This window comes from Erwinia psidii (assembly GCF_003846135.1).
GTDB classification, from domain to species: Bacteria; Pseudomonadota; Gammaproteobacteria; order Enterobacterales; family Enterobacteriaceae; genus Erwinia; species Erwinia psidii.
Map to the genome: position 1 here is coordinate 584,760 of NZ_RHHM01000001.1, position 25,493 is coordinate 610,252.

General features: G+C 52.0%; 21 protein-coding genes. 10 read left to right on the forward strand and 11 right to left on the reverse strand.

Annotated elements, in window-relative coordinates:
* Positions 1 to 3 precede the first annotated feature (3 nt).
* The 7 genes from recB to EB241_RS02535 all read right to left on the reverse strand — a co-directional run bounded on the left by recB (position 4) and on the right by EB241_RS02535 (position 12,041).
* A complete protein-coding gene (gene recB / locus EB241_RS02505; RefSeq protein WP_124231625.1) occupies positions 4 to 3,540 on the reverse strand; it encodes an exodeoxyribonuclease V subunit beta in 3,537 nt (1,178 codons plus the stop codon).
* On the reverse strand, positions 3,537 to 6,425 hold the full coding sequence (gene ptrA / locus EB241_RS02510) for a pitrilysin (protein WP_124231626.1): 2,889 nt from the start codon (positions 6,423 to 6,425) through the stop codon (positions 3,537 to 3,539). Before ptrA ends, recB begins: the two co-directional genes overlap by 4 nt.
* A 133-nt stretch (positions 6,426 to 6,558) precedes the next feature.
* Positions 6,559 to 9,939: an exodeoxyribonuclease V subunit gamma gene (gene recC, locus EB241_RS02515; RefSeq protein WP_124231627.1), complete on the reverse strand. Its 3,381-nt coding sequence runs from the start codon at positions 9,937 to 9,939 to the stop codon at positions 6,559 to 6,561.
* Positions 9,940 to 10,290: 351 nt separating this feature from the next.
* Entirely contained in the window at positions 10,291 to 10,596 is a 306-nt protein-coding gene (locus EB241_RS02520) for a prepilin-type N-terminal cleavage/methylation domain-containing protein (protein ID WP_124231679.1), read from the reverse strand.
* Entirely contained in the window at positions 10,589 to 11,011 is a 423-nt protein-coding gene (locus EB241_RS02525) for a DUF2509 family protein (RefSeq protein ID WP_233592515.1), read from the reverse strand. The genes EB241_RS02520 and EB241_RS02525 overlap by 8 nt, the downstream gene beginning before the upstream one ends.
* The gene (locus EB241_RS02530) at positions 11,008 to 11,559 is read right to left on the reverse strand and encodes a prepilin peptidase-dependent protein (RefSeq protein ID WP_124231681.1); all 552 of its coding nucleotides are present in this window, start codon (positions 11,557 to 11,559) and stop codon (positions 11,008 to 11,010) included. The genes EB241_RS02525 and EB241_RS02530 overlap by 4 nt, the downstream gene beginning before the upstream one ends.
* On the reverse strand, positions 11,550 to 12,041 hold the full coding sequence (locus EB241_RS02535; RefSeq protein WP_324128841.1) for a prepilin-type N-terminal cleavage/methylation domain-containing protein: 492 nt from the start codon (positions 12,039 to 12,041) through the stop codon (positions 11,550 to 11,552). Before EB241_RS02535 ends, EB241_RS02530 begins: the two co-directional genes overlap by 10 nt.
* Here EB241_RS02535 and EB241_RS02540 point away from each other — a divergent pair.
* From EB241_RS02540 to EB241_RS02570, 7 genes are all read left to right on the forward strand, one after another.
* The gene (locus tag EB241_RS02540) at positions 12,036 to 12,275 is read left to right on the forward strand and encodes a hypothetical protein (RefSeq protein WP_124231629.1); all 240 of its coding nucleotides are present in this window, start codon (positions 12,036 to 12,038) and stop codon (positions 12,273 to 12,275) included. The two genes, EB241_RS02535 and EB241_RS02540, sit on opposite strands and share 6 nt — an antisense overlap.
* A gap of 415 nt (positions 12,276 to 12,690) precedes the next feature.
* Positions 12,691 to 13,470 carry an SDR family oxidoreductase gene (locus EB241_RS02545; protein ID WP_124231630.1) on the forward strand — a complete coding sequence of 260 codons (780 nt, stop codon included), beginning with the start codon at positions 12,691 to 12,693 and terminating at the stop codon, positions 13,468 to 13,470.
* A 145-nt stretch (positions 13,471 to 13,615) separates the two neighbouring features.
* Complete coding sequence (locus EB241_RS02550) at positions 13,616 to 14,449, forward strand: TauD/TfdA family dioxygenase (RefSeq protein ID WP_233592517.1); 834 nt, start codon at positions 13,616 to 13,618, stop codon at positions 14,447 to 14,449.
* Positions 14,450 to 14,462: 13 nt separating this feature from the next.
* Positions 14,463 to 15,512, forward strand: a complete 1,050-nt coding sequence (locus EB241_RS02555; protein ID WP_124231631.1) for a sulfotransferase family protein — start codon at positions 14,463 to 14,465, stop codon at positions 15,510 to 15,512.
* Complete coding sequence (locus tag EB241_RS02560; RefSeq protein ID WP_124231632.1) at positions 15,496 to 16,740, forward strand: aminotransferase family protein; 1,245 nt, start codon at positions 15,496 to 15,498, stop codon at positions 16,738 to 16,740. The genes EB241_RS02555 and EB241_RS02560 overlap by 17 nt, the downstream gene beginning before the upstream one ends.
* 42 nt (positions 16,741 to 16,782) lie before the next feature.
* Positions 16,783 to 17,436, forward strand: a complete 654-nt coding sequence (locus EB241_RS02565; RefSeq protein ID WP_124231633.1) for a 2OG-Fe(II) oxygenase — start codon at positions 16,783 to 16,785, stop codon at positions 17,434 to 17,436.
* Complete coding sequence (locus tag EB241_RS02570; protein ID WP_124231634.1) at positions 17,433 to 17,975, forward strand: DEAD/DEAH box helicase family protein; 543 nt, start codon at positions 17,433 to 17,435, stop codon at positions 17,973 to 17,975. The genes EB241_RS02565 and EB241_RS02570 overlap by 4 nt, the downstream gene beginning before the upstream one ends.
* A gap of 186 nt (positions 17,976 to 18,161) precedes the next feature.
* Here the strand turns inward: EB241_RS02570 and thyA are convergent, their stop codons facing one another.
* The 4 genes from thyA to rppH all read right to left on the reverse strand — a co-directional run bounded on the left by thyA (position 18,162) and on the right by rppH (position 22,798).
* Positions 18,162 to 18,956, reverse strand: coding sequence for a thymidylate synthase (gene thyA, locus EB241_RS02575; protein WP_124231635.1), 795 nt, complete (start codon positions 18,954 to 18,956; stop codon positions 18,162 to 18,164).
* Entirely contained in the window at positions 18,953 to 19,834 is an 882-nt protein-coding gene (gene lgt / locus EB241_RS02580; RefSeq protein ID WP_124231636.1) for a prolipoprotein diacylglyceryl transferase, read from the reverse strand. Before lgt ends, thyA begins: the two co-directional genes overlap by 4 nt.
* 180 nt (positions 19,835 to 20,014) lie before the next feature.
* Positions 20,015 to 22,261 (reverse strand): phosphoenolpyruvate--protein phosphotransferase, encoded by a 2,247-nt coding sequence (gene ptsP / locus EB241_RS02585; protein WP_124231637.1) that lies wholly within the window; start codon positions 22,259 to 22,261, stop codon positions 20,015 to 20,017.
* A 12-nt stretch (positions 22,262 to 22,273) separates the two neighbouring features.
* Positions 22,274 to 22,798, reverse strand: a complete 525-nt coding sequence (rppH, locus tag EB241_RS02590; RefSeq protein WP_124231638.1) for an RNA pyrophosphohydrolase — start codon at positions 22,796 to 22,798, stop codon at positions 22,274 to 22,276.
* Positions 22,799 to 23,477: 679 nt separating this feature from the next.
* Between rppH and mutH the strand changes: the two genes are divergently transcribed.
* From mutH to EB241_RS02605, 3 genes are all read left to right on the forward strand, one after another.
* Positions 23,478 to 24,164 (forward strand): DNA mismatch repair endonuclease MutH, encoded by a 687-nt coding sequence (gene mutH, locus EB241_RS02595; RefSeq protein ID WP_124231639.1) that lies wholly within the window; start codon positions 23,478 to 23,480, stop codon positions 24,162 to 24,164.
* 175 nt (positions 24,165 to 24,339) lie between these two features.
* A complete protein-coding gene (locus tag EB241_RS02600; RefSeq protein ID WP_124231640.1) occupies positions 24,340 to 25,050 on the forward strand; it encodes a TerC family protein in 711 nt (236 codons plus the stop codon).
* Between the two features lie 155 nt (positions 25,051 to 25,205).
* On the forward strand, positions 25,206 to 25,421 hold the full coding sequence (locus EB241_RS02605) for a YgdI/YgdR family lipoprotein (RefSeq protein WP_124231641.1): 216 nt from the start codon (positions 25,206 to 25,208) through the stop codon (positions 25,419 to 25,421).
* The last annotated feature ends 72 nt before the right edge of the window (positions 25,422 to 25,493 follow it).

A 25,493-nucleotide genomic window follows, 5' to 3' on the forward strand; every position in this document is an offset into this window, starting at 1 on the left:
GGTTCACAGCTTGTCCTCTTTTCTGCCGCGAAACAACGCGTCCAGAGAGGCAATAAAGCCAACATCAGGCCGGGTGTACCAGACACCATTTTCACTGTTTTTCCCTTCCACACCGCGCAAAAAAAGGTAGATCACCCCACCAAAGTGCTGCTGATAATCGTAGTCCGACAGCCGGTGGCGTAAATAACGATGCAGCGCCAGCGTATAGAGCTGGTACTGCAAATCGTAACGATGGGCGCGCATCGCCCGTGCCATTGCCTCAGGGGTATAATCTGCGGCCGAGGCTCCCAGCCAGTTTGATTTATAGTCCAGCAGGTAATACTTCCCCTGCCAGCAGAAAACCAGATCGATAAAGCCCTTCAGCATACCCTGTACCTGCCGGAAGTTAAGCGGCGGACATCCGGCGGACAGCGGATCATAATGCCGACTGAGAAGATCAAGTCGCTCAGCACTGAGCTGGCACTGAATGGGAAGAAAAAATTGCAGTTCAACCTGACAGCAGGCTGGCGACAGTTGATGCAGGCTGACGCCGCTGTCATTCAGTGGCGTCCGCACCACCTGTTCAACCCAGTCAACCATCGCCGGCAGCCAGGCGATATCATATCCCCCGGAGAGCAGCTGCTCGCTCAGCCACTGCCGATCAACCGGCTGGGTGAAGTCGATATGTTCAAACAGGGCATGAAGAAATGTTCCTGGTGTCGCTCCCCGTGGAAAATTATGTGGCGTCAGCTGTTGATCATACTGGCCCTGCGCCTCGCCGGCTGCATCCAGATCAAGACGCGGCAACAGCTCAACGGTGGATACGTGGCCCTGTTGCTGTAACCCTGAGTAGCTGGTCACCCGCCATTCGTCATGCAGGTTACGGGTTATCTGCCGACTACTGAGGATGGGCAATTGCGGCTGGGCCGATTGCCATATCTGGCCACCCGGCTGGGTGGCGACAGTGACCGCCAGTGCATCATTGCTCAGCGACAGTAACGTTTCTCGCAATCCGGCAGCATCAGCCGGTTCTCCCTGCTGTACAAGATAACCCAGTGCGCTGCGATGCAGATCGCTGATGCCCTCTTTCTTCCTGTTTCCCTTCACCAGCGGTGCAATGCCGACGCTACAGTGCCATACCGCACGGGTCAACGCGACGTACAGCAGGCGCAAATCTTCCGCCAGCCGCTCCTGCTCTGCCATTTCGAGGCTTTCTGCATCATCATGCAAATCAAGTAGCGCCTGAAAACTGTGCCGATCATGATAAATGCCCTGGCCCGCCTCGCGGAAGCTGGCAACAAACGGCAGCCAGACCAGTGGGTACTGCAACCCCTTGGATTTGTGGATGGTCACAATCTGCACCAGATGGCGGTCGCTCTCCAGACGAAGCTGCTGGCTGGCAACCTTACCGTCTGGCTGTGCCACTTGCTGTGCCAGCCAGCGCACCAGCGCATGTTCACTGTCCAGCGCCGCTGAGGCTTCCTGTAGCAGTTCTCCCAGATGCAGCAAATCCGTCAGGCGGCGTTCACCATTCTCAGACGCCAGCAGATTTTCGGCTATCTGCCGTCGGACCATCACCTCACGTAGCATCGGCAGCACGCCGCGTTTCAGCCAGCGCTGGCGATAACCGTCAAATTCATCCACCAGGGCATCCCATTGCCGCTCATCCTGGCTGAGAATTTCCAACGCCAGCGCATCCAGACCAAAAATGCTGGTCGCCAGCGCATTACGTAAAATGCTTTCCTGGTCGGGAGCCAGCACTCCCTGCAACAGCCACAGCATTTCGCGGGCTTCCGGCGTGGAGAACACACTGTCACGATTAGAGAGATAAACCGAAGGGATACGCAGGTTGTTCAGCGCCTCACGCATCAACGAGGCCTCTTTACGGCTACGAACCAGAATGGTGATGTCAGAAGCCTGCACAGGGCGAAGATGGTCGCCACGGCCTGTCAGCGCTTCGCCTTTTTGCCCGGCGGTAAGCCATTCGCTGATATTCGCCGCACACTGCCGCGCCATAAACTGTTGGTAATCGCTTACCCCCACGCCATCGCCAGGCTGTAACCAGAAGTGCAGAGCGGGCTGCTCTTTTCCCTGTAGCATAAAACGTAATGCTGCATTGGACGCCGCCGGCTGGGCGGCAATAAACGGAATTTCGCTGAACAGAAAAGGACATGGCTGGCGGTTAAACAGCTGATTGACACTGCCAACCATCGCCGGAGAAGAACGCCAGTTGGTCTCCAGCGTGTAGTGAGCGCTAACTTCATTACGCGCCCGTATGTAGGTGAAAATATCAGCACCGCGAAAGGCATAAATTGCCTGCTTTGGATCACCAATTAGCAGCAACGCATGATCAGGCTGCCGGGCATACAGCGTGCGAAAGATACGGTACTGCTGCGGATCGGTATCCTGAAACTCATCAATCAGTGCCACCGGATAACGATGGCGAATGGTACCGGCCAGCATGTCTCCGCCGGGTTGTTGCAAGGCGCTGTCCAGCCTGCCCAACAAATCGTCGAAGCCCAGCCGCGCCGAGCGCTGCTTCTCTTTCTGCGTGGCAAGACGAATTTCACTCAGCGCCCTGGCAATAACCAGATCCCGCAGCGACAACGGTTCAGCCAGAAAATCATCGATCTGCTCAAATAAAGTGTGCCGTGGTGGCTCCCCTTTTTTGGTCTTCTCCAGCAGCATGCGCTGGCCAAAGCGCTCAAGCTCCTGCGGAACGCGGTAATCTTCCGTGTCGCTTTGCGCCCAGTGGGTCAGTTTTTCCAGCCATACAGGTAAGTGCTTACTGCTATAACTGCGCTTGTCCACGCCTGACTGTGTGAGCAAAAAGTGCAGATCCTCCGCCGCCAGCCAGCGGGCTTTCATCTGGTCAATACGGGCAATAATTTTTTCATGCCGCTGGATAAAGCTTTCCTGTAAATCAGGGGGATATTTCAGCGCTGGCGCTTCACCATTGAGCCAGGGAGAGAGCGTGGTCAACAGCTGTTCCGGCCCGGACCACATCTGCACCATCACTCTGGCAACCGCCAACGGCAACGGATAGCAATAGCGTCGCCAGAAATCCGCTGCCGCCAGCTGCCGTAGCGGAAACTCATCTTCAATCAACTGCTGTTCAAACAGGATCCCTGATTCAAAGGCGTTGTGGTTGAGCATACGCTGGCAGAAACCGTGTATGGTAAAGATCCCCGCATCATCCATCTGCCTTTCCGCCGCCAGCAGCTGTGCCGCCGCGCGGGGTAAATCGTCAATATCCTGCATCACCCTGGCCAGCATACTGTCGGTGGTATGACCACGCACACAGGCTATACGTAACTGATGAATATTCTGGCGAATGCGGCCACGCAATTCTGCCGTGGCCGCCTCGGTGAAGGTCACCACCAGGATCTCCTCCACCGTCAGCGGTCGGGGAAATGCCGCCTCGCCGCCTAAACCCAGTAGCAGCCGCAGATAGAGCAGACCGATAGTAAAGGTCTTTCCTGTTCCTGCCGACGCTTCAATAAGCCTTTCGCCACGTAGCGGAAGCGTCAGAGGGTCAAGACGGCTGGCCGATTGCGTCATGGTTTATCGCTTTTCACCGGGAAAGACTGCTGCAGGCTGGACACATCCTGCCAGGTGGTAAACCCTTTCGGCTCAGCATATTCTGCTTTGTCATGCTGGCTACCGGAGATCTGCGACAGCAGCACCAGCCCTTTTGGCGCAATCACCGCGTCATGGAAGAACGTTGCCAGTTTCTCAGGTGTCAGCGCCTCAATCTGTGCAATCACTTTGGCACGCGTATCAAAGCGGTAATTCTCCCGGCCGAAGTCTTTGCCGAAACGTCCGGCCTCTTCATCCAACGTTTGCGGACGCTGTTTCAGCTCGTTGATCATCGCTGCCTGATACTGAGCAAAATCCTCTTTGCTTATGGCACGCAGGCGCTTTTCAGCCGCGGGATAGAAGGTCTCAAAACGGCGTAACAGATAAGCAGGTTGTTTTACATTGCTTTGCAGCAGGAAAGCCAGTCCCCACTGACGACCAACCGACATCTGAAAAGCGAACACCGCGTAGCCCAGCTGTTCCTGCGTACGCAGTTGATTATAGAACCACGGCTGTACGATCTGGCTGAGCATCGCGCTACTGGCGATACCGGTATATTCGTCATAGCCCAAAGGCACATAAAGCGCGGCCAACGCTGAGTCGGTGCTGCTTCCCACCTTTTGTAAATTGGCAAAGGTTTTCTTATCAACATCAAGGTAATCGCTGCGCCACCAGCTTTCCCCCTGGCAGTTCAACTGCGTTTTAATATCACTGGCCAGCGCTTTGCTGCTCTCTTTAGTCATGTTGCCCACCACCATCAGTTCCGGGGTGGATTTTTGCAACAGCATCTGGCGGTAAGCATTCAGCTCCTGCAGGGTGATGCCGCTCACCAGCCGACGGCGCTCGGCGCGTTGCGTGTAAGGCAGCTGCGGCAGGACCTGTGCCGGCTGGATCGCCAGTTCAAATGCTTTGCCCTTTTCCGCCGAATCCAGCTGATCCAGATACCAGGATTTGGCCTGATCCAACTGCTGCTGAGTGGGCACATAGCTGGCATAGCCTTTCAGTAGCGCCTTCATCAGCTCAGACAGATGTTGGGTATAACCGCTAACGTTAAAAGAAGCGCCGTCGTTCTGACTGGTGGAAAAGCCGATCCCGCCAACCGATGCCTGCGAGCTCAACTCATCCAGCGCCAGCCCGGCAAGATAATCATTAAGGCTGAACAGCACCTGATGCTTTGCCGTACTCATCGCCTCTTTATTGCGCAGGTAAAGGGTAATATTGGCTTTCGGATCATCAGCATAAAACTGGCTCGGCATATAAAACACCCGCAGGCCAGGTTGGTTAACCAGCTCTTCGGGGTGATCGTATTTGCGCTGTGGGGCAACCAATGTGAAGTCATCCGGGATCCACGGATTCAGCACCGGCAAAGAAAGCGAGATTTTCTCGCTGGCCGCCTGCCAGTCGGCAAAGCGCTGCGGAGTAACGGTATCAACCTGATACGGCGCATTGACGAAATAAGCCATTTTGTTATGCGGCTCATGGGGGCTGATAAACCAAATCCTTGCATTTTGCGGGGTCATTGCGTCAAGTCTCGACCTTATTGCCTGAGGATCGAACCTGTCCGCAACGTAACCGGCATCCAGCGTATTAGCCACCGGCACACGTAGCATAGTGTCCACCAGCCATTGAATGTAATCCATATCACGGGTGATCGACGGATAACGAAAATCCAGATCCAGTACGTGTGCCATTTCGTCAAAATAGCGCTTATCGATTCCCCCGGAACGTAACATGTTCAGATAGCTGAATATCGCCGCGATAACCGTATCACGATCGGCCAGCCCTTTTTCAGTCAGCGAGACTGAAATGGAGAAGATCCCACCATTACGATCAACCATCGGATCGGCACCGGCATTAATGGAATCCGCCAGTCCGTTGCTTTGCAGCCAGTCTGACAGGGTATTTTTGCTGCGGTTACCAATCAGATAAGCAATCAGCGTATCGGTTTTGCTGCGGAACTGAGCGCTGTTGTTTCCAATACGGAATTCAATTCTCAGCTGCTTACGCGGCTGTGCCGGCACGTAATGAATGATGATGCCTGTTTGTTTGCTGGTGACTGCCGGGACGGTGATTTCAGGCACGGTGGCGTTGCGGTTTTCCACACGACCAAAGGTACTGACGGCAACCCTTTGCAGCTCTTCCAGCGGCTTATTGCTGTAAATAACTGCTTTCATCAGGTTGGCTGAGTAGTAGCGGTGATAGAACGCCTTCAGCGCGTCGTGCAGATTACTGTCTGGTTTATCCTTCAGCGTTTCCAGATTCCCACCGGAGAACAATGAGCCGGGATGCTGCGGGTTGAGCGTTTCTGCACCAACCTGCCCCATACGTAAGCCGTCACGGGAGCGTGCCATTGTCAGCTCGGCATTTACAGCATGGCGCTCCCGATCGGCATTTACCGGGTCCAGCAGAGGTTCTGCGATGGCATCCGCAAGCCGATCAACGGCAGGTTCCAGCGCGTCATTTTCCACTTCAAGATAGAATGCCGTGCGATAAGACGCGGTACTGGCATTATGACTGCCGCCGTGCTTTTTCAGGAATTCCGCGAGGTTATCCGGTTCCGGGTAGCGTTTGGACCCCATCAACAGCATATGTTCCAGATAGTGTGCCAGCCCCTGCTGATTACGCGGGTTTTCCAGCGATCCAACCGGAATGGCCAGTGCAGAAAGTGACCTGGTGGCGAGGGGATCTGAAACCAGCAGTACCGTCATACCATTGTCGAGCCGAATGGCCTGATACTCACGCGGATCCTGCTTACTTTTACGGACAGTGTCAGGGATCGGTTGCCAACCCGGCTGGGCCTGAATCAGAGGACTCCAGAATGTGGCAAAAAGGAACAGAGTGGTAAACCAGACTGCAAAACGACGCATTCAGACTCCTCGACAATCTCATTTTTTGTCAGGCCCGCAAACCGCGGGCGACTGATGTTTACCCTGGAGAATTCATTTTTCAGCCGTGGAGGAAAAATGAACGGAAACACAATAAATTAGTTATAAAGTGACACTACAGGATGTCCGACTTAATGTCATTGATCTGTAACAGCGGCAACAGCCAGGTCCTGGCGTTGTCAGTTATTGCTTCAATCGCAGGTTCATTCAGGGTACGGAAAAGCCTGGCCAGGCAGGGATCGCTCCCCTCTCCCTCCATCTGGATATTTCCCTGCCAGGCCTGTAACAACTTAATACGCGCTTTCGCCAGGGTACTGTCATCTTCGGAAAGCGTCTGCGTTTTTTTATCAAAACAGGTCTCCAGCCAGGCACCGCCTGAACGGGGCAGTAACAACAGCGGTGTACACATTCCCTTGCGATAGCCTGCGACATAGCGTTCCAGCCAGTCACTGGCCAGCTCTGCCGACACAGGAGGAAAGCACCACCGGCTGTCTTTACGCCCCAGCATCCTGCTGTGGCCCGTTCCGCCAGACAGACAATAAACCAGATGTTCCAGCCACAGCGTCAGTCCGTCAGTAAAGTTCAGTTGCCCCGGCCGCCAGCGCAGCAGCCCATCCTCCTGCACGGCAGGGAGCCAGCCACTAAGTTGCAAACCATCCGTCTGAAGATTGATTTCAATACTGTCAGAGGCTTTACGTAGCTCCCTCACCTGCCCGGCCAGGGCTTCCATCTCCGCCAGCTGCGTCTGCCAGAACAGCTCACCGAAGACGCCTGTAGGTAGGGTTCCTGCGGCCCGTTGCCTTTCATAAAGCGCTCCGGCAGGCTGTGCATCAATAAGCGAATTCAGCAGCTGGCTGTTGATCTGATAGCGACTCAGGTTATCCAGCGTGAAAGGTTCGGTCTCCGGTAGTTCAGAAGGCGACATCAGGAAACTTACCCCTAAGCGCTGGCTGAAAAAAGCCCGCACCGGGTGACGCCAGAATTGCACCAGCTGCCCGAAATTCAGCTCGTTGATTTCCAGAGCCGGAAGCGGCTGCATAAACGCGGGATGTGCAACACCACTTCCGTTTGCTGCAGGCAACCATTCTGACGCGAAGCTTTGATATTCCCCCTGTGGGGTAAAATTTTCTGCGGCAAACGGCATTCTGCTGTGCAGGTGCTGGAGATGCTGCTCCAGTGCTGCCGCGCTGGCGTCCACATCAAGGTCCTGGTGTTCCGGCAAGCAGAAGCTCTGACTGATGTAGCCGATCAGCTCACTGACCAGCACAGAGGGAAACCGTTCTGAATTATCCTGAATGCTGCGACCGATGTAACTGATATACAGCTGCTGCTGTGCTGAATTCAGCGCTTCCAGAAACAGATAACGGTCGTCATCACGGCGGCTGCGGTCACCTTTTCTCGGCTGCTGGCTCATCAGGTCAAATCCCAACGGCGGCAGCGTGCGCGGATATACGCCGTCGTTCATCCCCAGCAGGCAAACCACCCTGAAAGGAATCGAACGCATCGGCATCAGCGTACAGAAGTTCACGGGCCCAGCAAGAAAGCGCTGGCTGATGCGTTGCTGATCCAGACGTGACGTCAGCTCATCACGCAGCAGTGACAGCGGGATCGCCTGTTGATACTGTGCCTGGACACCATAGCTGATGACCTGCTGCCACTGTTCTTCAATCAGCGCCAGCGCCGATTCGGTCTCCACATCACGCACAAAAAAATCATCGAGTAACTCACGGCACAGCGGTAACCAGCTCTCCAACGAGCGCGGCTCCGTAAGTCGCCGACGCCAGTGCCGCAGCCGCATCAGCAACGCCGCCAGATCACCCGCCAACGCGGCAATCAACCCGCTTGATTCGTCATAGGGCAAAATGCCCTGCCACACGCCCGCCTGGCTGTTCATTGCATAACCCAGCAGCATTCGCGACAGACCAAACTGCCAGGTGTGTTGCCCGGTGGCGGGCAGATCCATCTCCCTTACCGTGTCATCGTCCAACCCCCAACGAATACCAGCTTCCTCCACCCATTGTCGCAGCCGTCGCAGCCCCTCTTCATCAATATTGAAACGGCCAGCAACGGCGGGAACTTCCAGCAGTGCCAGTACCTCTTCTGAGGTAAAACGGCTGTCTGGCAGATTCAGCAGGGAGATAAAAGCCTGCAACGCAGGATGGGCGTGGCTGGCACGCCGGTCAGAAATGGCGAAAGGCAGATAGCGTTCCGGGGGAGCATTACCAAACACCGCCTGAATAAACGGGGCCCAGGTGTCGATATCCGCCACCATTACGATGATCTCGCGTGGCGAAAGTGCAGGATCGTTCGCCATCATTTCCAGCAGAGCATCCTGGAGGACTTCCACTTCGCGCTGTGGACTGTGGCACAGATGAATGCTGACGGAACGGTCGGCGGGATCCAACAACCGTTTATTACGGCTGGTTTCCCACTCATCCGGCTTCAGCCCCATCGCCGCATGATCCTCCATCTCCAACAGATCGCGTTGCAGGGTTTTCAACAGATTCTGCGGTTCAATATCAACAAAAGCATCGATCTCCCGGCACTCCATCTGTGCCAGCAGGTACAGATTATCGCGTCCCAGTTTGCCCCAGGAGGCCAGCAGCGGGTTGCTCAGCTGTTGCTCACCGGACTCATTAAACAGCGTTGATGCATCCGTCTGGCGAAACAGCGTACTTTCACCCTGCGTGCTGTAATGCTGGCGTCGGCGGCTTTGCAGCTTCGCCAGAAAAGCATAATCCTGGATGTCTCCCCAATAATGACGGCACGGATTGGTGAACAACAGGTGAATATCAATATGCTTACCCAACGCCTGTAACGCCTGCATATAGATTGGTGGCAGTGCCGAAATCCCGCAGATAAAAACGCGATCCGGCAGGTTAGCAGGCCGGCGCTGGCTGTTTTCCAGCGCGGCAATAAAACGCGAATAGAGATTGGCACGATGCCATTCCGGCTGGCCAAGTTGATGCGTGTACGCCACCAGCGCCGCCCACAAAGGAGCCTGCCACTGCTGTGCTTCTCCCAATTCCGCCAGCGTCTGTCCGTTTTCCCAGCTGTTGAGCCACTCAGGACGATACACCAGATACTGATCGAACAGATCGGCCACGCGGGAAGCCAGCTGGAACAGCTTGCGCTGGTCTTTATCATCCGCCAGATAGTGTCGTAGCATGGCAAATTCATCCTGCCCCAGCATCTGGGGCAGGATCGCCATCAGTTTCCAGCTCATGGCAGGCTTATTAAACGCGCTTTCGCCGGGAATATCAGGCAGAACACGCACAAACATATCCCAGATAAAGGAGGCGGGGAGCGGGAAGGTAATATTGGCAGCGACACCAAATTGCTCTGCCAGCGCAATTTGCAGCCACTGCGCCATCCCCGGACTTTGCACCAGTACCACTTCCGGCTGGAACGGATCACGCAGTGGCTGATGCTCTATCTGCCAGGCCGCCAGCGATTTCAGCAAGTCCAGCTGATTTGAGTGGTAAACGGTAAACATCTTTGCTCCTGTATCACTGGGGACGGACTCCGGGCGGACACTCTACCCCGTCCGGCATTCATTGCAAATGTAACGGCATTGCCTTTGGTTGCTGAGGTTGATATTCCAGCAATCCTCGCTGAAGATTCAGATCGTCGGTTTTGCATTTTATCGGCATCGTTTAAAAACTATCGTCCGACAAGGCCGCTTACCACGATATGCGCGGTCTGACTAACCGCAACCATCGCGGTGATTAATCACAGCGGTTGGTTTATCATCGGATAAAAAAGGTTTTATATCAGATAAATACATATATAACCCCCTCAGGTTTAAGCGATCACAACACCCTCCACAGAGTCAGACTCAGGCAGATTATTTCTCTGCCCCATCGCAATGTAATTGCGACAGCACCGCTCGCCTGCCGCCACTGCTGATAGCACTGGCGGTCCACATAAGACACCCCTGCACGTTTTCCTTTTCCAGTGACGTCCGCCAGTCCGGTGCCTGATAACCTTCAAATCGCAACCAGGCTTGCCGCCAGGCTTCTCTTTGCTGTATCTGCTGCTGAGCGCCTTGAGCCAGCATCAGCTGATAATTCAGTAATGCCGTAAAGCTGAGCGTAAACAGTAGCAGTGCCACCAGCGTTTCTGGCAGGCTGAAACCACGTTGGCTATTCATCCGGCTGACACAACTTTTCGTCGGTAAGTGGACAAAAATCCAGCCAGCCATGGGGCACCTTTTTCAGATAGCCAGCGGTGCTTCGTGTCATCCATTGCCAGAATGCGATGGTGCCGTTACCACTGTCTGCACGGAGCAAAGACGGAGACTGCCTGCGTTGCAACAGGCAGGCACGCCAGCCTGTTGCATTCAGGGTTTTACACTGCCAGCCCGTTTGTTCAGACCACGGCTGCTGTTCCCCCCAGTTCAACGCTGATATTGCCTGGCTGGACTGTTGATAATAAGCCTGTTCACCAACCAGCAGACTCAGCGCATCTTCCATTTGCCGCCGGGTGGCGTTCAGCAATGCGGCTGACATCAAAAGCACGGTAATGACCATAATCATTGCCCCATTTCCCTGTTGCCTGTGGATCATAAATTTTTCGCTGTCAGCCAGCTCTCAAGCGTGACCGGTGACTGAGGGAAGGCCAGAGCGATACCGCTTAGTTTCAGACGAATTTTTGCACCTGTACGCGTTACCTGAAACGCCGTGACCGTCATCGTCGCAGGATCGTTGAGTTTTTCCCAACCGCCAGCGCTGCAACTCGCCACGCCGCGCTGGGCTTCCAGGTTGCCGTCCCGCAGGCGATAGCCGTAATAGTCGCTGTCCTGGTTTTCCACGCCTTCCCACGTGCCATTACTGTTTTCATCCCAGCGCACCAGCAGACAGGTCTGGGGATGCTGCGTCATAATCAGCCCTGGCCCTTCACATGCTCCCCGACAATAGCCCGCCCGGCGCACCGCTTTTTCCAGCGTTGCCATCATCAGGTACAGCTCCTCATTCAGTTGTAACATCATCAACGTACGCAGATTTGCTTTCTGCAATTGCGGCAAAAATCTGGCGGCACCGGTGAGCAACAGGCTGCTAATTGCCAGCGCGATCAGCATCTCCAGCAGACTGAACCCTGTCGCTTTCACAGGCACGATGCCTCGCATATACGTACTCTGGCACGTGACGAGACGATGATATGACGCTCTCCTGCCTCACTGGCAATGACGATCCTTCCCGGTTTCGCTACATTGCGACGGCCATAAAATCCCATTCCTTCCGTCAGCCTTATCAGCCTGACTTCCGGCCACGGCGCAACAAACACCCGTCGTTGCACCGAACACGCAGAGGGAAAAGGCCCGCTTCCCACGCACCACACTTCACCATGCTGTTGCCACAGGAGTGCCCGCTGATTGTGCCAGTTTGCTTCATTACGCAGTCGCAGCAGGAAATGCTGAAGCTGTCTGGCACTGGTATTCAGCCTCTGACGATGCTGCCACTGCTGCCAACCATCAATGGCCGTCAGGGTAAGTGTGCTGGCAATGACCATGACGACCAGCAGTTCCATTAAGGTAAATCCGTTTATCTTTTGCATGGCTTTTAGCATGTGATATTTAATAAAGAAGCTCAAATGCATAACGACAGTTTTGTATGGTGGTTTACAGAGAATCATGGTAATAAGAAAAAGAGAGAAAAATTATTGCGGCATGTGCCGAAAAATCGAGGTTATTTTCCCGGAGTACCTTTCACGGTTGTCTCGCCACTATATGATCGCGCTGCACAAGGAAGAGATAATTTTAACGGTTTTTTCAGCCCTCTCCTGAAAAATTTTGCTTTAACAGTACAATCAAAACGGTATTCAGGCACATAATTGTACTTAACCCTGCTGCATCAAAAAAATCATGTCACTGTCATTCTGGATTACCTTATAAAGATTTATAAATCATATTTTTACTGGAAAAATGTTCAGATCATCTGTCTTGTCAATATTTATTTTCCTGGTTAACCCCAAACTGTAACGTAAGCAAAAATTTAAAATTCAGAAAATTCCTAGCGAGAAATACTTTATGTTTTTTAATGTCACTGCGGGTCGTTATGGTTTGAATAACCTGTAAATCAGGCAGGCAGATTAACTTTTCAAAGCATGACTTGAGTACCTTTCCTGCTAGAATTATGAGAAAAAAAATCTTCTTTAACTTGACCTGTTTTAGTAATAATGTTTATGTTTCACATCAAATTATCCACAATAAATTCCTGTTTATAAAACACGATATAAAAGGATAGATATGAATACACCACACTTCTTTGACCTGTCAGGTAAAACAGCGCTCATTACCGGGGGATCGCGTGGGCTGGGGCTACAAATTTCCGAAGCGCTTGGTGCACAAGGTGCTCATGTTATTATTTCCGCACGCCACCACGATGAATTACAAACAGCACAGTCACACCTTTCTTCGTTGGGAATTAGTGCTGACTGGATTTCCGCTGACAATATGCAAGATCGCGACGTGGAATATCTTGCAAATGAGGCCATAGCCAAAACGGGGAAAATAGATATTCTCGTTAACAATGCCGGTATTGCGCTTGGTGCACCTGCTGAAGATCACGCCATTGAAGACTGGGATCATGTAATGGATTTGAATATTCGTAGCCTGTTTTTACTCACGCAAATAATCGGTAAGCGCACCATGATCCCCCGTAACTATGGCAAAATTATCAATGTCGCTTCTGTGGCTGGTTTACAAGGTAATCTGCCAGGCTGGCTGGAAGGCATCGCCTACAGCACCAGTAAAGGCGCTGTGGTAAATTTTACCCGGGCTTTAGCCGGTGAGTGGGGAGAATTTAATATCACCGTCAATGCCCTTGCCCCCGGTTTTTTTGCTTCCGCAATGACGCGTAATTTGTTGAACCGGCATGGTGTGGATTTTTTATCGCAAAAATCCCCCCTGAAGCGTATCGGTGATAATGACGATTTAAAAGGTGCCGCGCTCCTTTTTTCCTCCGATGCCAGCAAATACATCACAGGCCAGATTCTTGCTATTGACGGAGGAATGAGCGCCATATAATTTCCATTTATTGCTCTGCTAATCACTATTTCCTTTAGTTTTATACTACTCACCAGACGCATTGTGGGTATTCTTTGACAATGAATAAAACGCATATTATGTAAAGTGTGACGATGCTTTTTTACCGATCCATCCGGTCACGCTAATGAAAGGAATAACAGCGATGAAAAGTTGCTTTGACGGATGGTCCCCACAAATTATTGATTGTGAAAATAAAAAATCAGTAATTTATCACCTTGAAAAACATCAATTTGCAATCGTTACCAGCGAATGGAATTATGACGAATCCGATTTCTACAAAATATCATCACTGTATTCATTAGGGCATATTTACCAGTCAGATTTTAATCGTCTGGAACACAAGGAGGGAGTGCAGCATTCCGGGATTAATCAGATTGGTGGGCTTTTAAACGGCATACATGCGGTTTTTAACAGCACCTCACCTCTGTCTCTTCATACCGATGGTTCTTATATTCCAATAGGAAGTATTAAAACATCGGTTCTTCTTTGTAAACAGCACGCAAGCCAGGGCGGTAGAACCATTTTGTTTGACAGCACATCCGCATTTCAGCAGCTCCAGACTAAGCACCCTGACTTGGCGGAGATCCTGCTTGAAGAAAACATTTTCCGGCGCCGTTCAACCGTCACGCATTCTGGCAAACAATATTCTCATATTGGCCCGGTATTTCGTCCCGATAAAAACGGTGGGTTTATTGGTGGATTTACGCTGGATCCCACTGCGGACTGGGATTATTCACGCAGGATTAATCCCCGGGTTGTAGAAGCCGTGGAATATCTTTCACGACTGGCTTCTGAAAACAGCCGCTATTATCTCGAATTTCCACTCAACAAAGGGCAGGCTTTGATTTTTCGCAACGATAAAATCTCACATGGACGTCAGTCCTATGTTGATGATCCTGAGAATCCCAGAACGCTGCTACGTGGTTTGTTTACCCACGCGCCTGTGTTGGTCGCGTAATTAAGGAGAGCGAATGAATAATTGTTCAATCAGTGAAACCGCTTTGGCGGCATGTTGGGATCGTTGGTTAAAGTGCCCAGCGGATCAACTTCAGCGACAAATACAGGGTGATTTAGCCACCAACGCGATCGGCAAGGATACACTGTCGATGTTGGTGGCATTCGTTGATGAATTCCGACTGGGCGGCGTGAACTGGAGCAAACAGGGAATACGTGGTGATGAAGTTCAGGATCGGCTAAAAGATCTTCAGCATGAAGCGCCTTCCTGCTACAGGCTATTTTGCGAGAAAATATCCCTTGCCGAAAAATACAAATGGGTTGGTGGTAGTCTGAGTGCAGACATTCTGTCGGCACAAACCCGCTATCAGAAATTTGCGATTGTCTCGACGCCGAGAGCGGGCACCCACTTTCTGCGCACCCTGCTTGGCTCTCATCCAAATATTGAAATGCATGGCGAAGCATTCAACCGGTTTGGTCAACACCTGCTGCCTTATAATGTTAAAGACATCTCTGTAAAGACCATCCTGGATCGCCACCTGTTCAGACACTATTTCGAATATGTTGAAGCCGTCGGCTTTGTGTTATTTCGCGACCTGGACACTGATTGGGACAACACGCCGATCTGGCCTGCATTACAGGCTATTCCGAATCTGAAGCTTATCCTCCTGGAAAGAAGAAGTCGTTTACAGCAATTTGTCTCCCTGAAAAAAAGCCTGCGCGATCGCATCTGGTACGTGGGCCGGGATGATAACCGACCAAAGGACAGAGAAAAAATAGAGGTTTCCGTCGATGAGTTAACCGATTTTATTGATAAAAACAGGGAAAACCAGATCAGGTTTTATCAGGCGTTTCAACATCACGATATTCTCACTGTTGATTACGAAGATGTCATTTCATCTCCAGACAGTGCTGCCAGTCGCCTGCTCTCATTTCTTGGCGTTGCTGATTTAAGGCTTTGTGCCGGCACAGGAAAAAAAGAGACGCAACCGATTAACTCCGTCATCAGTAACCCTGACGAGATCAGAACCAGGCTGGAAGGAACAAAATATGAATGCAACCTCTGATTCATACTGGCCGCCGTACACCGCCCTTACCGGACAGGATCAGCGACCCGTTATCCAGCGTGGCGAAGGCGTATATCTGTATGATAAACAGGGCAGGCGCTATTTCGACGCGATTTCCGGGTGCTATAACCATTGTCTCGGACACTCTCATCCTGAATTCATTGCTGCATTACAACAACAGTTATCCACGCTGGTCCACGCCTGCAACATCTATTCAAACACGCAGCTTCCCGGTGAAATGGCGGAAAAACTCGTCTCCCGGTTAAGCAAAAGCGGTCTGCGTAAAACATTTATTGTTGGTAGCGGCAGCGAGGGCGTGGAAAGCGCACTGAAGATGGCATGGCAATATCAGGTCAATGCTTCACACCCCGCCCGAACGCGAATTGTTGCGATCGACGGTGCTTATCACGGTTGTACGCTGGGTGCAATGATGGCGACAAGACGCCCTTTTATTAACGATGGCATTTTACCGTCTTTACTCGCCAGCAACACGATAACCATGCCTGCCCCGGAGCATTCCGAAGACATTAAAAGCTGGGAAACGCTACTGGAAGAGCAGGAGTCAACCATCGCCGCCGTGATTATTGAGCCGGTTATGGCGATGGAGGGTACCAGACAGTTGCCCGAAGGTTTTCTGCAACAGCTCTCACGGCTCACCAAAAGGCACGATATTCCCCTGATCTGTGATGAGGTTTATTGTGGCATTGGTCGGACGGGGTCGTTCTGTGAATCAATCTCACAAGGCGTATATCCTGACATCATCATTTTCAGTAAGTGTCTGGGCGGTGGGGTTCCAGTTACCGCCGTGCTTGCCACCGAAACCATCGCAGACAGTTTCAGGGGACAGCCTTTTCCGTTTTTTCGCCATGGACACACACAATCCGGCAACCTGTTAGGGTGCCGCGCGGGGATGTTCGTCCTTGATTATCTCGATAATCATCATCTTTACGATGACGTAATGACTAAAGGAAAGCAGTTCCTGGCCCTCGCCAGACAGCAGTTTCCCGAAACAGAAGGGCTGATCAGCCTGCAAGGAAAAGGGCTGATGCTGTCGATAACCTTTGCGTCCCCCGCATTCAGCAGCCGTGCGCAGTCGGCCATCCGCCAGCAGGGTGTTATCGTGGGCACAGCAGGCCCTCATTTGAAACTGGCACCAGCATTTACCATTTCTGCCCAGGAAATTGAGGAACTCACCCGGCGGATGGCGACAGCCCTGAGAAACCTGTAACAGACGTTAATTAACCCAACTTTGCCAACAGGGAATGAAAATATGTCCAGTTATTTTGATCTTGAGCGTATCGTCGACGGCAAACGGCATAAAACACCTTTTCCCTGGGGAGAGCTGACGCAAATATGGCGTAACGATACTGTCGCTGCCATTCTTGCTGACGAATTTCCGACTGACGGGTTTAACTATCGTGAGCGTAACGGGGGCTACTATTATCGCCGCACCATTATTCCCTTAGCTTCCGGTAAAGCAGGCGAGACGACCACGCTGTCAACGGCCTGGCAGGAAATGTGCTCCGAACTGGTTTCTGATGAATTTACGCTTGCGATGTCCGCGTTTTGTGAAGCCGATCTTTCCGAATATAAAATGGAAGCCGTGGCATTTCGGGGTGGCAGAGACACGCACTATCGCCCGCATGTTGATTCTTCTTTAAAGCAGGGCTTTCGACTGATCATCTACTTTAACATTGACTGGGACGAAAGCTGGGGAGGAGCATTTCGGATCCTCAACCCGGTAAATCATGCCGAGGTATGCCATTCTGTACTGCCAGTCATGGGCAACGCCAGCGTCATCATCCGTAACGGATATGATGAAACCTGGCACGAAGTGGTGCCATTAACCGGCATTTCCGTTAAAACACGCAATGCACTCAATATCACCTGGTATGACTCCAGCACGACGAGTACAGCGCAATGAGGAAGCTAATTTTTATCTACGGCCCGCCAGCGGTAGGTAAACTTACCGTCAGTCGTTTACTGATGAAGAAAATGGAAGCCATTCTCTTCCATAATCACATGACGTATGACTTAGCGATGGAACTACTGGCACCTGACAGTGAATTCAGCACCATCAGACGCTTCGCCTGTCAGCTCAGGCTTGATGCCATAACACGGCTGTTTGAAGAAAGCGCCCGCGAACTCATCACCACCTTCTGTTACGAAGGAAACAGCGACAACTGGTACATTGAGGAAATCAAAAGAGTCTGTACGGAACATGGTATTACGCCATTTTTCGTGCAGCTCTGTAGTGACGATACGCACCTGTTAAATCGGGTGGAAAACGCTGACCGGCGCCAGTTTGGCAAGGTAAATACGCAGGGGAAACTCAGGGAGATTCTGAAAAACTGCGACTACGGCAACGCAATCGACGCCACGCATCATCGTACGTTTTATACCTCCTCGCTGGCCCCCCAGCAGGTTGTTGAACGTCTGATGCACTGGTTTTATCCGTCCTGAAAAACCAGCTGCAATGAAGCGCTTCGCAATTTTCCGTTGCTGAACGCTATCCTGGATGACCACAGTTTTTGGTGGGGTATAACCCATTGCATGGTGGCATAATGCCCCGCCTGACTGTGGCAATAATTGGCGTCCTGGCGTGATTTACCCGCTTTTCGAGGGCAGCGGCTTCGCCGCCGCCATGATTCAGACGGCCACCGGGGCCTTAATAGCAGGATGCGGATCGTACCCTTCAATCTCAAAATCGTCGAAGCGGTAGTCAAACAGTGAAGCCGGTTTGCGGTTGATGGTCAGGGTTGGCAACGCACGTGGTTCGCGGGTAAGTTGCAACCGGGTCTGTTCCAGATGATTGTTGTAAAGATGGGTATCGCCGCCCGTCCAGACAAAATCCCCAGGCGCCAGCCCACATTGCTGTGCCATCATATGCACCAGCAGCGCATAACTGGCAATATTGAACGGCAATCCCAGGAAAATATCGCACGAGCGTTGATAAAGCTGGCAGGACAGTTTGCCATCGGCGACATAAAACTGGAAAAAAGCATGGCACGGTGCCAGTGCCATCCGATCCAGTTCACCCACGTTCCACGCTGAGACAATAATGCGACGCGAGTCAGGATCGCTTTTAAGCTGCTGCATTACCTGGCTCAACTGATCGATCTCACGACCATCGGCAGCACCCCAGCTGCGCCACTGCTTACCATAAACCGGCCCCAGATCGCCCTGCTCATCAGCCCATTCGTCCCAGATGGTCACCTTGTTATCACGCAGGTAAGCAATATTGGTATCGCCGTTAAGGAACCATAACAACTCATGGATGATTGACCGCAGATGGCATTTCTTGGTGGTTACCAGCGGAAACCCCTCCTGCAAGTTGAAACGCATCTGATGACCAAAAATTGACAGGGTGCCCGTTCCGGTACGATCATTTTTTGGCGTGCCCTCAGTGAGCACTTTTTGCATTAATTCCAGGTATTGTTTCATTTTTCCTCACTGAGTTGCTGTGCGCCACGACGGCGATAAGCCCAGATCATCATCACCATACCGGCAAAAATCATTGGCGTGGAGAGGATCTGTCCCATGCTGATACTGTTGTCAAACAGGCCCAGCTGCGCATCAGGCTGGCGGAAGAATTCCACAATAAAACGAAACAGGCCATAGCCAATCAGGAACAGGCCAGAAACCGCACCCATTGGGCGGCTTTTACGGATAAACAGGTTCAGAATAATGAACAGGACCACGCCTTCCAACAGCAGTTCATAGACCTGGGAAGGATGACGGGGCAATATGCCATAAGTGGAGATCAGAGACTGCCATTCAGGATGAGTCGCCACCAGCGCGACATCCTCGCTACGCGATCCCGGAAACAGCATTGCCCACGGCAGATCGGGTGCAACACGCCCCCACAGTTCACCGTTAATAAAGTTCCCCAGGCGACCGGCACCCAGGCCAAACGGAATTAACGGGGCGATAAAATCAGCCACCTGAAAGAAATTTCGCCGGGTGCGACGGGCAAACCACAGCATTACCACGATCACCCCGATCAGGCCACCGTGAAACGACATGCCTCCATCCCATACTTTAAACAGATAGAGCGGGTTATCGAGGAACAGCGGAAGGTTGTAGAACAGCACATAACCAATACGACCACCAAGGAATACACCGAGGAATCCCGCATAGAGCAGATTTTCAACTTCTTCTTTTTTCCAGCCGCTACCGGGCTTGTTGGCGCGACGCACTGCCAGCCACATAGCGAAAAGAAAACCAACCAGGTACATCAGGCCATACCAGTGCAGGGAAACTGGCCCGACAGAAAAAATCACAGGATCAAATTGAGGGAAAGCCAGATATCCGTTAGTCATCTTTCACCATTTTCAGTATCGCTCCTGAACCGCAGGAGGCAAAGTAGGTCATCCGGTGCGCACGGGGCGCGAAAATTAGGCGGGCATCATATCACAGCCAGAAATGTCCGGGCCTGGCTTAACTGTAAACTTTATTAACCGGTTAAGATTTCCGAAGATTACTGACAACCGCGAGCTGTACTAACGACCGCCTCTTATCAGGCCACCCAGTCCACGGCGTTCCATAAACGCCGCCACCTGTTGTCGCACTTCTGTCGCCAGCTGTGCCTTTAGCCCTGCTTCTGCCAGCTTCTGTGCGTCCGCGTAGTCAAGATGGTGCAGCAGATATTTCACCCGCGCCACATTGCGCCCATTCATACTCAGATGGTGATATCCCAGCCCAATTAACAGCGGGACACAGGACGGATCTCCTGCCATTTCGCCACAGACACACAATTCTATTCCGGCCCGCTTCACCTCATCGGCTATGGTTTTTAACGCCCTGAGCATCGCCGGATGCAGACTGTCATAAAGCGTGGCGACGCGGGTGTTGTTTCTGTCCACCGCCAACAGATACTGGGTCAGATCGTTGGTGCCGACAGAGACAAAATCGGCCCGTCCCACCAGATGACCAATCATAAAAATCATCGACGGAACTTCAATCATCACCCCAATGCGCGGTGTGGGAATGGCGTAACCCAGCATCTCTTCCACTTCCTGAGCGGCACGATCGATTAACCGAATGGCTTCGTCGATTTCATCAATACTGGTAATCATTGGCAGCAGAATGCTGAGATTGTTGCTGGCGACATTAGCCCGCAGCATCGCCCTTACCTGTACCAGGAAGATTTCTGGCTGATCCAGAGTCAGGCGAATACCACGCCAGCCCAGACAGGGGTTTTCTTCGCTAATTGGCATATAAGGCAGTTGCTTGTCAGCACCGATATCCAGCGTTCTCAGGGTGACAGGCTTATCGAGAAACAGTTGCAACATTCCCTGATATTGCGCCACCTGCTCCTCTTCCGATGGAAAACCATTTTGTAGCATAAACGGAATTTCTGTGCGGTACAGGCCAACCCCATCCACCCTGTTTCCCAGCGCTTTTTCATGCTCAGCACTCAACCCGGCATTGAGCATCACCTTCACCGCTTCGCCACTTTTCAGCGCCGCCGGGCATTCAACCACATCTTCAGCCAGCTTGCTCAGTTCGTGTTCTTCACTGATTAGCCGCTGGTATTCATGCACCAGCACTGGCTCCGGGTCCACCAGCAGCTCACCGCGATATCCATCAACAATCAGCAGGCGGCCATTCAGCAGTTCAGGTTGAGCATCCACGCCCATCACCGTCGGGATACCCATCGCCCGCACCATAATCGCCGCGTGCGAGTTGGCCGCACCGTCTCTTACCACCACGCCGACCAGGCGATCATGCGGCAACTCCGCCAGCGTTGTTGCGGTCAGTTCGTCAGCCACCAGCACAAATTGCTCAGGCCAGCTGTTGGTGCTCTGCATACTGTCATCAAGGTGGAACAGCAGGCGCTGACCAAGGACGCGCAGGTCGCCAGCGCGCTCACGTAAATAGTTATCCTGAAGGCTGGCAAACTGTGCAGCAAACTTTTCAATCACCGTCTTTACCGCCCACTCCGCCACCGACCCGGCGTCGATTTTGGCGTAAAGATCTTTTTTCAGGCGGTTGTCGCTTAACAGGTGAGAATAGAGATCGAAGATCGCCGCGCTCTCTTTTTGCACACTGGCAGTGAAGCGCTTACTGAAACGACGGAATTCACCAGCTGCTTCATCCATCGCCAGCGAGAGCCTCTCACGCTCACGTACCGTGTCCAGCGTGGAGGCAGCAAAAACGTTATCCAGCGAAGGTTGCGTGCTGTCCAGCCACCCCGTGGCGACCGCGACGCCGGGCGCCGCCGCCAGCGCACGGATACGGGTCTGCCGGTACTGACCGAATAATGCATTGAGCTGTGATTGGGAAAGGATGGTCGCCATCTGGGTGGCGAGCGTGACAAGAAACGATTCTTCACTTTCGTCAAACTGACGATGTTCACGCTGCTGCACCACCAGCACGCCGAGCAGCTGGCGTCGGCTGATGATTGGGGCTCCCAGGAAAGAGCGGAAACGCTCCTCTTTTACCGAAGGAACATATTTGAAACTGGGGTGAGCTTGCGCATCCGCAAGGTTGATTGGCTCCGCCAGCCGTCCGACAAGTCCGACGATCCCCTCATCAAAGGCCAGTGCAACAGTACGACCGCGCGGCTTTTTCAGTCCTCTGGTCGCCATCAGGTAATAACAGCGGCGATCGTGGTCAGCGAGATAAACCGAGCACACTTCGGTTTCCATCGCCAGGCAAATCTCGTTAACCAGAATATCAAGTGCATCGTTCAGCCTTGGGGCTCCGGCGACTTTTTCGACTATTTCGCGCAGCTGTGTCAGCATAATCTTTCTGGCTTAACCTCGCTTTCGACGGTAAAACGCATTTCGCTGTCCGGCATTTTCCTGCAATGGCATGACCACACCGGCAAACTCCTTCATCACGCGACGATAAACATCACGTTTAAAAGAAACTACCTGCCTTACCGGGTACCAGAAGCTGACCCAACGCCAGCCATCAAATTCCGGCGTGCTGCTGGTTTGCATGTTGATATCCGCGTCATTGCACAATAATTGCAGAAGAAACCACTTCTGTTTCTGGCCAATACAAACCGGCTTTGTGTCCCAACGCACCAAACGTTTTGGCAACTTATAGCGTAACCAGTTGCGGGTTGAGGCAAGAATACGCACATCTTTACGGTGCAAGCCGACTTCCTCGAAAAGTTCCCGATACATCGCCTGTTCCGCCGTCTCCCCGGGATTAATCCCGCCCTGAGGAAACTGCCAGGAGTGCTGACCATACCGCCTGGCCCACACCACCTGCCCCTGCCTGTTACAAATTACGATACCAACATTCGGGCGGTAGCCATCATCATCGATCACTGGACTACCTCAAACTAAAACTAGGATGTTCTGATTGTTTCATACTCCTTACAGGTGGTAAACCACTGGTTTACCTGCTTTGCCCGCCGCGAAGATGGGATAACTTACGATAATCAGCCTGGTTATGAACAGAAATTGCCGTTTCAAGACGATTTTATTCACCTTTTCTGTGGATATCTTTGTGCAGAACTTAATTAACCCGTGGGGAAAACTTTCTGAGACGTCAGAGAAACAGTGGAAGGGAAATTCAATAACACCATGTTTAATAGAGTGTTAATATCACCTTTTCATGATTTTTCATCGCTGTCATGTGGCTGTCACATTAATTTGAATCTGCGTTGGCGAAAGATCGAACATCAATATTTTTATCCACAGGTTATGCCGATATGATGAGCAAAAAAAGCGTAAAAGCGGTGTAAATCGCTGACGTCAAGGCTGTAAATCGAAACAGTATTCTCACGGCAGATGAGTTATCCCACTTTTCTGTGGATAACAGGGGGTAAGATCCTGTTTATTGTCGCTGGTAACCAGAGCATAACCCGACAGCGGGTAAAAAAAACGCCGCGCCGTAAAAACAAAAAAACATGATTTATCATGCTATTATTCCGCTTGTACACAATGTCCTTGGTAGCACTGAAGGTGATATGACGTTTTTTTATACGGCAACCGGGAATTATCCATGAGCCAACATTTCCCTCCGGTTCCTCCACCGGAAAATGAAGCCCAACTTCTGGAGCGCGCCCGACAACTGGCTGGCTTTACGCTGGCAGAACTGGCACAACGGGCACATATTCCTGTTCCCCGCGATCTGCGTCGGGATAAGGGCTGGGTCGGCATGTTACTGGAGCGCCATTTAGGTGCCACTGCGGGCAGTAAGCCAGAGCAGGATTTTGTCGGCATTGGCGTGGAGCTGAAAACCATTCCTGTCGATGCGCTGGGACGCCCCCTGGAAACCACCTTTGTCTGCGTGGCTCCACTTACCGGTAATAGCGGCGTGGTATGGCAGACCAGCCATGTCCGTCATAAGCTGGACAGGGTGCTGTGGGTACCGGTAGAGGGTGAGCGTAGCATACCGCTGGCTGAACGCCGGGTGGGTGCGCCACTGTTATGGAGCCCGAATCAGGAAGAGGAAGCACAGCTTCGTCAGGACTGGGAAGAACTGATGGATATGATTGTGCTCGGCCAGGTTGAGCGGATTACGGCACGGCATGGCGAAGTGTTGCAAATCCGTCCCAAAGCTGCCAACAGCAAAGCGCTGACCGAAGGCATTGGCGAAAACGGCCAGCCTGTGATGACCCTGCCGCGCGGTTTCTATCTGAAAAAAACCTTTACTGGCCCTTTACTCGCGCGCCATTTCCTGCTGTAAACCCGTGTTCAGTGCCAGAGTGATGGTCGGTGAGAGCCGCAAGGCGCAGTGTGGAAACCAGCCTGTCTGCATTAATGTGCGGGCCGATGCCAGCGAAATAGGGTGCACATATAGCTTCTGTTGCCCAGGTTGAGTATCCTCTTCGTTTAACTTCTGTTTAGGATGCAATATTGCTATGTTTGCGTGGATTACAGATCCTAATGCCTGGCTGGCACTGGGTACGTTGACGATTCTGGAAGTCGTCCTTGGTATTGATAATATTATTTTCCTCTCGCTGGTTGTGGCAAAACTCCCTAAACATCAACAAAATATCGCACGCCGACTGGGGCTGGCTGGTGCCATGCTGATGCGGCTTGGCCTGCTGGCTTCCATCGCCTGGGTTGTCCGTCTGACCAATCCACTGTTCACCCTGATGGATCACAGCTTCTCCGCCCGCGACCTTATCCTGATTTGCGGAGGACTGTTTCTGCTGTGGAAATCAACTCAGGAAATAGACGAAACCATTGAAGGTAGCGAGAGTGAAAAGCAAACCAATGTCCACTCTTTTGCCGGGGCAATCGTGCAGATTATGCTGCTGGATATCATTTTCAGTCTGGATTCGGTGATCACTGCGGTAGGACTTTCCGACCATCTGTTTATCATGATGGCCGCGGTGGTCATTGCCGTGCTGATCATGATGTTTGCCGCCCGCAGTATTGGTGAGTTTGTTGATCGTCATCCGTCGGTCAAAATGCTGGCGCTGGCATTCCTTATTCTGGTTGGCTTTACCCTGATCCTCGAAGGCGTCAATTTCCATATATCCAAAGGCTATATTTATTTCGCCATGTTCTTCTCAATGGCAGTTGAATGCCTGAATTTATTACGAAATAAAAAAAATCACGCCTGATTTACGCTGTCCGGTGATTAGATTTGTAATATCACTTTACGAAAAAAAGTGAATCCGGCGACTGTCGGGCACCTATTATCAGAGTGTTACGATTAGCAAATGGTGCTATATGCGTTATCAATAACCAAATAAATAGCAGGCAATGGGAGTGGTATATGAAGTGGATAGTTAGCGCGGTTGCATTGACGCTGGTTACGCTGGTCAGCGGATGCAGCAGTGACTATGTGATGGCAACGAAAGACGGCAAAATGATCATGACCCAGGGCAAACCTGAGATTGATAAAGAAACGGGGCTGGTAAAATATACCGACAACACCGGCCATGTTTTACAGATTAACGGCGATGAAGTTTCATCGATTGTTGAACGTTAACCGCTCTGTCCCCACCCGTATCTGTCGTGCGGGTGGCGTGAACGCATTTCCCGATAAATCCCCTCTTCCCCC